Consider the following 6,299-nt stretch of genomic DNA (forward strand, 5'->3'; position numbering starts at 1 on the left):
CTGTTTTCTCCCCTTTGCTATTAATAAAAGTTATATTTTCTCTGAATTATCTCAACAAAAACTTATCTTCTCAATCGGCTTGAATAATCAATTATCTTTCTCCTGCTGCCCCCTTACTTTTTCAGCAAGCCCTAATTATAACCAGCTACTTATAGCATCATTGGATTTTACTAACATTGAGAATACTTAAACCAATGATCTTATCCCCTTGATAACGAATAATCACATCATTATCTGTTAATTCGCTATCATCCGCAGGTAAAGATGGTTGATAAAAATTGATATACAAAACATCTGCTTTTGCATCATAAGCTGTCCAAAAATCTTGCTGAGGCAGAGCGTGAATCATCTTGGCGAAGTTAAGATAGGATTGAATATTAATGCTAGTTATGGCCATATTTGTTGCCTCTTGGTTAATTCACGAAGACGACGGGTTAAATAAGCAGTAATAATAAATCCCCCCTCTGATAATTCCCGATAAATAACGATTAGATATTTTCCAGAAACTATTTGTTTAACTGCCAACAATTCCTGATGGTTTCCTACTAGGATTTTCTCAGGATGGCGAATGGTTTCCAATATCTCCGCTTGATACGATACTAATTCACTATGTCCACTGATAATGTGTTTCCATCTCTCCTCTGTCAGACGAATTAAAACCCCATTCTGAGAAGTCGCATAAAGATTCATAGGTTCCGATTCAGTGTAAATAGACCTTTAAACCACACTTTCAACCCAACCGAATCTTATTCCACCGTGACACTTTTGGCTAAATTGCGCGGCTGATCCACATCTAAACCGCGACGGTACGCGATATGATAGGAGAGCAATTGTAGGGGAATTACCGTTAAAATTGGCGATAATAATTCCTCAATTTCTGGCACATACAACAAATCATTAAAGACTTTTGGTGCTTCCGTATCGCTGTCAGCAACTACTCCCAATAACCGCGCATCCCTTGCTTTTGCTTCCTGTGCATTGGAGAGAACCTTATCATAAACTATCCCCGGCATCGCAATCGCTACTACGGGAACTTTTGCATCTAAAAGCGCGATTGGTCCGTGTTTCATTTCTCCGGCGGGATAGCCTTCCGCATGAATATAACTGATTTCTTTGAGTTTTAAGGCCCCTTCTAAGGCAATGGGGAAATTAATCCCCCGTCCCAAGAAAATAAAGTCCTGGGTGTCATTAAATTCATGGGCCAATTCTTCGATCGCTTTTTCCTGTGTTTCTAAGACAGTTTCGATCGACCTTGGCAGCGATCGCATTTGATTAATAATTTCCTCGATTCTCTCTAAGGACAAAGTTTGACGACGATAGGATAAATCCAAAGCTAAGAGATAAAAACCCAATAACTGGGCGGTAAAACTCTTAGTTGCCGCCACCCCGATTTCGATCCCCGCTTGGGTATTAATAATCTGATCGACCATTTGTGCTAGGGTACTTTCGGGGCGATTAGTAATCCCGATAATCCGGGCCTGATATTTTTTTCCTAATCCTAAACGACGCTGTTTTTCCGTTTCCAAAGCCGCTAAAGTGTCGGCTGTTTCCCCCGATTGTGTCACCCCGATGGTTAAAGTATTGGGCATCAGGGGGGTGGGTGCATAGCGAAATTCCGAGGCGTACTGTACCCTTGTGGGAATACCTGCCAACTGCTCAATCAAGTATTTACCCACTAAACTAGCGTGCCAACTGGTTCCACAGGCTAAAATCTGAATATGTTCTAAATTATCGTAAATTTCCTCAGAAAAATTAATATTTATCGGGTTGACATTATCCCCATTTTGTGCTGTCCAATGGGGATGCAGATAGGTCCCTAAACAGTCGCGTACCACTCCTGGTTGTTCGTGGATTTCCTTGAGCATGAAGTGACGATAACCCTGTTTTTCTACGTTGGTCGGACTCCAATCGAGGACTCTGGGGCTTTTACGGACTCTTTTCCCTTCAAAATTATAGATTTCTACTCCCAAGGGTGTTAACCGAGCGATTTCGCCATTATCCAAGGACAGCACTGCCCGGGTATGGGGAACCAAAGCACTGACATCGGAGGCACAGAAAAACTCCCCTTGACCAAAACCGATGATTAAAGGGGCGTGTTGCCGCACCACAATCAATTCATCGGGATAATCGGGACTAATCACCCCTAGGGCAAAAGCACCCTCTAAACGCTCAATTGCCCTTAAAACTGCCTTGAGGAAAGGACTCACCCCTAAGTCTTCTTCATCGCTAGGTTTAGGTAGATAACTGGCGATTAGATGGGGAATAACTTCTGTGTCGGTTTCCGAGTCAAATATACAGCCTTTTTCCTTTAATTCTGTTCTTAATGCCTGAAAATTTTCGACAATGCCATTCTGTACCACTGCCACCCGTTGACTGTTATCGGTGTGGGGATGGGCATTACTTTCTACGGGTTTGCCGTGGGTTGCCCAACGGGTGTGACCGATGCCAATTTGGGAAGGATTAACTTCCTGTTCTAATTTTTCCCGCAGATTGTAGAGTTTTCCCTGGGCGCGGACTCGATGTAATTCACCTTCGAGAATTGTGGCAATCCCTGCCGAATCATAACCCCGATATTCTAAACGTTCCAATCCAGCTAGGAGAATATCGATCGCTGTTTGGGTTCCGATATAGCCAACAATTCCGCACATTCTTTCGCTCACCCCATTTAGGCTAAGTCCAATCCATTCTATCACAAGCTTGACACTTATTTGCTTAGAGGCTCAAGACGCAGGGGTAAGGGCAAAGTTTCCCTTCTAGGAGATTGGGGTGTGGGGTGTGGGGAGAATAAATAAAAGCAATATAGATCACTCAGCAGCACACTTTGTTCTTTTTGTCAAAAAAACTTTCTCTTTGCAACAAAACTACACAATTAATTGATCAACGGGTGGGCTTAAAAAAGGCTCTTTAACTGCCATTTATTGCTGTTGCTGAATAGGTGAGTGTAGATTTAGCAAGGGTTTTCAGGATCAACAGATAGCTAAAACCCCTAAAAAGCACAGAAAAACCCATCATTTCATACTGCGAAATTATATCATAATCGCTGGAAGTATTGCAACCTCGTAAACAAATGAGAATTATTTTCAATAAATTCTTAAGAAAAAATAAATATTGCGAAATGTAAATTTAAATATTCTCAACTATTAACGGCTGTTCGATATAAAAAACTTATAAAAAGTAATTAAGTCACCGAATCTGCTGCGATGTGTCTAAAAAAGTTGTAATTTTTGAGGGCCTATCGATGGTTAAGACAATTGCTTAACTTGACATCTCCCCGTTCTCAAGAGATGGGGATTCTAATCGGTGACTAGAAGCGGGTTGAAACTGCGCTTCTAGTCGATTACGATATAAGTAGGTAGGCGTTAAAAGTTGTCAGACACCCCCCTTAATCCCCCCTTATTAGGGGGTGCTGATCCCCCCTGCCCCCCTTAATAAGGGGGGTGCCGGTAGGCGGGGGGATGCCTGCCCCCAGGAAAAACTTTTTCAGCAAGCCCTAGATAGAATGAAAGCTATCCTCATGACCGCCGTGGATGTCCTGCAGCTTCAGCAAGTCCCCACCCCGAAAATTAGTCAACCGCATCAGGTTTTAGTAGCATTAAAAGCCGCTGGTGTCAACCCTATTGATACAAAAATTCGTAAACGCGGCACTTTTTACCCCGAGCAAATGCCAGCCATTTTGGGCTGTGACGGGGCGGGAATTGTCGAGGCCGTTGGGGCGGCGGTGCAGGATTTTCGCCCCGGGGATGAAGTGTACTTTTGTAGCGGCGGACTGGGCAGGGCCGGCACGGGAAATTATGCCGAATATGCCCTGATCGAGGCGGATTATCTAGCCCACAAGCCGAAATCTCTTTCTTTTGCCGAGGCGGCCGCTGTACCTTTGGTTTTAATCACCGCTTGGGAAGCACTCTACGATCGCGCTCGTCTCCAGTCGGGACAAAGCGTACTTATTCATGGCGGGGCCGGGGGTGTTGGTCATGTTGCGATTCAATTGGCGAAACTGAGGGGGGCTAAAGTTTATACAACGGTGGGAAATAGCGATAAAGAGCGTTTAGTGCGGCAATTAGGGGCAGATTACCCGATTTTATACAAACAAACCGATTTTGTCGCGGCGATACTTGAAGAAACCGCAGGGAAAGGGGTAGATGTCGCTTTTGATACGGTGGGAGGGGCAACTTTTGGGCAAACTTGCCGAGCGGTGCGCGTGTACGGCGATATGGTGACGATTTTGGAACCTACGGGCAGCTGGAAAGAAGCCCGCGATCGCAATTTGCGGATTAGTTTAGAATTAATGTTAACCCCGGCTTTGATGGGACTGCCAGAAGCGCAAAAATATCAAACAGAAATTCTCAGACAAGGAGCGCGTTTAATTGACGAGAAAAAGTTAACTATTCATCTCTCCCAAACCTTCCCTTTAGCGGCAGCTATTAGCGCCCATCAATTGCTAGAAACTGGTGCAGTGACGGGGAAAATTGCCCTAATTATCGACTAGAAATCTGCTTGTTACTACTGGTGAGCAGCAGAAGTTGTTAAAGCAGGGAGAGGGCAAACCACCGCTACACTTTTGCCAATCGGTCAACCTGATTACGTTAAAATCAAAAGCAGGATACTGTGTATGACGGAAAAACTCGATGAACTCAGTGATTAAAGCGGTACAAACTGCCTATTATGGGGATGCAGCCTATCGGACACCACCACCGGACTTAGAATCTCTCCTGCTCAAAGAGAGAATTGTCTATCTGGGGTTGCCCTTATTTTCCTCCGATGATGTCAAGCGCAATATCGGGGTGGACGTGACGGAATTAATTATCGCGCAACTGCTTTACCTGCAATTTGACGATCCCGAAAAACCGATTTTCTTCTACATCAACTCTACCGGCACATCCTGGTACACCGGCGACGCGATCGGCTACGAAACGGAAGCTTTCGCCATCTGTGACACCCTCAACTACATTAAACCTCCCGTTCATACTATCTGTATCGGGCAGGCCATGGGAACTGCAGCGATGATTCTTTCCGCAGGAACCAAGGGTTTTCGCGCCTCCTTGCCCCACGCTACCATTGTTCTCAACCAAAATCGCACCGGGGCCCAAGGACAAGCCACCGATATCCAGATTCGTGCCAAGGAGGTAATCGCCAACAAACAGACGATGTTAGAGATTTTCTCGAAAAATACGGGTCAAACCACCGAAAAACTGGCGAAAGATATGGATCGCACCTTCTATCTCACCCCACAACAGGCGAAAGACTACGGATTAATCGATCGCGTTCTCGAAAGTCGCAAGGAGCTGCCGAAACCCCTCGCCCAAGTTAGTTAAGATTTATTACAAATTAGCAGGAGTTGTTACCAATTATGCCTATCGGTGTGCCAAAAGTTCCCTACCGTCTGCCGGGTAGCCAATACGAACAGTGGATTAGCATTTACAGCCGTCTTTCGGTGGAACGCATTCTTTTTTTGGGGCAGGAAGTCACCGACGGGTTAGCCAATGCCCTTGTGGCCCAAATGCTTTATCTCGACTCGGAAGACCCCACTAAACCTATCTATCTCTATATCAACTCGCCGGGGGGTTCCGTTACCGCCGGTATGGCCATCTACGACACCATGCAGTACATCAAAGCGGAAGTGGTGACTATCTGTGTGGGATTAGCGGCCTCTATGGGGGCATTTTTACTGGCTTCCGGTAGTCCGGGTAAGCGTCTCGCCCTTCCCCACGCGCGGATTATGATTCACCAACCCATGGGCGGAACCGGGCGCCGGCAAGCGACGGATATCGACATTGAAGCTAAGGAAATCCTGCGTATTCGCCAGCAATTAAACGAAATTATGGCTAATCGCACCGGACAAACCATCGAACGCATCGAAAAAGACACGGACCGCGATTATTTCCTCTCCGCCGAGGAAGCTGTCGCCTACGGTTTAATTGATAAGGTGGTCGAGGGAAGACCTGCTTAAGTCAGCCAGAGGTTAGAACAGGCGAGAAACCTGTTCTAACTGCCATTGGACAAACTTCCTTAGATGGTAGGTTGGTTGATCGGATAATCCCATAAGAGGATATCTGTTGGGTATGGAATTTTTAGCAACTTTAGAAACAGGCTTGATCTCTGCGGTGGCAATCATCAAGTTTTGCCTAGAAAGTATTTCGATCGCTTGTGTGGTGATCGGACTAATTAGGGCTTGCTGAAAAAGTAAGGGGGCAGCAGGAGAAAGATAATTGATTATTCAAGCCGATTGAGAAGATAAGTTTTTGTTGAGATAATTCAGAGAAAATATAACTTTTATTAATAGCAAAGGGGAGAAAACAGGA

At 45.2% G+C, this 6,299-nt stretch carries 6 protein-coding genes and 1 pseudogene; 4 read left to right on the plus strand and 3 right to left on the minus strand.

Translation table 11 applies throughout. The features are described 5' to 3' along the window. Positions 1 to 157 precede the first annotated feature (157 nt). From O9323_RS04270 to glmS, 3 genes are read right to left on the minus strand one after another with little or no spacing between them, the layout of a single operon-like run. Positions 158 to 397 carry a DUF2283 domain-containing protein gene (locus O9323_RS04270; protein ID WP_002753786.1) on the minus strand — a complete coding sequence of 80 codons (240 nt, stop codon included), beginning with the start codon at positions 395 to 397 and terminating at the stop codon, positions 158 to 160. After that, positions 388 to 690 carry a hypothetical protein gene (locus O9323_RS04275; protein ID WP_002753788.1) on the minus strand — a complete coding sequence of 101 codons (303 nt, stop codon included), beginning with the start codon at positions 688 to 690 and terminating at the stop codon, positions 388 to 390. The genes O9323_RS04270 and O9323_RS04275 overlap by 10 nt, the downstream gene beginning before the upstream one ends. A gap of 56 nt (positions 691 to 746) precedes the next feature. Continuing rightward, positions 747 to 2,648 (minus strand): glutamine--fructose-6-phosphate transaminase (isomerizing), encoded by a 1,902-nt coding sequence (glmS, locus tag O9323_RS04280; RefSeq protein WP_002753790.1) that lies wholly within the window; start codon positions 2,646 to 2,648, stop codon positions 747 to 749. 851 nt (positions 2,649 to 3,499) lie between these two features. Here glmS and O9323_RS04285 point away from each other — a divergent pair. From O9323_RS04285 to O9323_RS22825, 4 genes and pseudogenes are all read left to right on the plus strand, one after another. Next, positions 3,500 to 4,486 (plus strand): zinc-dependent alcohol dehydrogenase family protein, encoded by a 987-nt coding sequence (locus O9323_RS04285; RefSeq protein WP_288124735.1) that lies wholly within the window; start codon positions 3,500 to 3,502, stop codon positions 4,484 to 4,486. A 139-nt stretch (positions 4,487 to 4,625) separates the two neighbouring features. After that, positions 4,626 to 5,312 carry an ATP-dependent Clp protease proteolytic subunit gene (locus tag O9323_RS04290; RefSeq protein ID WP_002733425.1) on the plus strand — a complete coding sequence of 229 codons (687 nt, stop codon included), beginning with the start codon at positions 4,626 to 4,628 and terminating at the stop codon, positions 5,310 to 5,312. 35 nt (positions 5,313 to 5,347) lie between these two features. Continuing rightward, entirely contained in the window at positions 5,348 to 5,947 is a 600-nt protein-coding gene (locus tag O9323_RS04295) for an ATP-dependent Clp protease proteolytic subunit (protein WP_002734165.1), read from the plus strand. A 112-nt stretch (positions 5,948 to 6,059) separates the two neighbouring features. Beyond that, positions 6,060 to 6,167 (plus strand): annotated as a pseudogene (locus tag O9323_RS22825) (DUF1622 domain-containing protein); the annotation flags it as partial. Between the last annotated feature and the right edge of the window lie 132 nt (positions 6,168 to 6,299).

It is taken from the genome of Microcystis sp. LE19-131.1A, from assembly GCF_027532015.1.
In the GTDB taxonomy this organism is placed as follows: Bacteria; Cyanobacteriota; Cyanobacteriia; order Cyanobacteriales; family Microcystaceae; genus Microcystis; species Microcystis ichthyoblabe_A.

Bases quoted from the DNA above. Each gene is read 5' to 3' on its own strand.
- O9323_RS04295 (WP_002734165.1), top strand. From the start codon at position 5,348: ATGCCTATCGGTGTGCCAAAAGTTCCCTACCGTCTGCCGGGTAGCCAA.
- O9323_RS04270 (WP_002753786.1), bottom strand. From the start codon at position 397: ATGGCCATAACTAGCATTAATATTCAATCCTATCTTAACTTCGCCAAG.
- O9323_RS04290 (WP_002733425.1), top strand. From the start codon at position 4,626: ATGAACTCAGTGATTAAAGCGGTACAAACTGCCTATTATGGGGATGCA.
- glmS (WP_002753790.1), bottom strand. From the start codon at position 2,648: ATGTGCGGAATTGTTGGCTATATCGGAACCCAAACAGCGATCGATATT.
- O9323_RS04275 (WP_002753788.1), bottom strand. From the start codon at position 690: ATGAATCTTTATGCGACTTCTCAGAATGGGGTTTTAATTCGTCTGACA.
- O9323_RS04285 (WP_288124735.1), top strand. From the start codon at position 3,500: ATGAAAGCTATCCTCATGACCGCCGTGGATGTCCTGCAGCTTCAGCAA.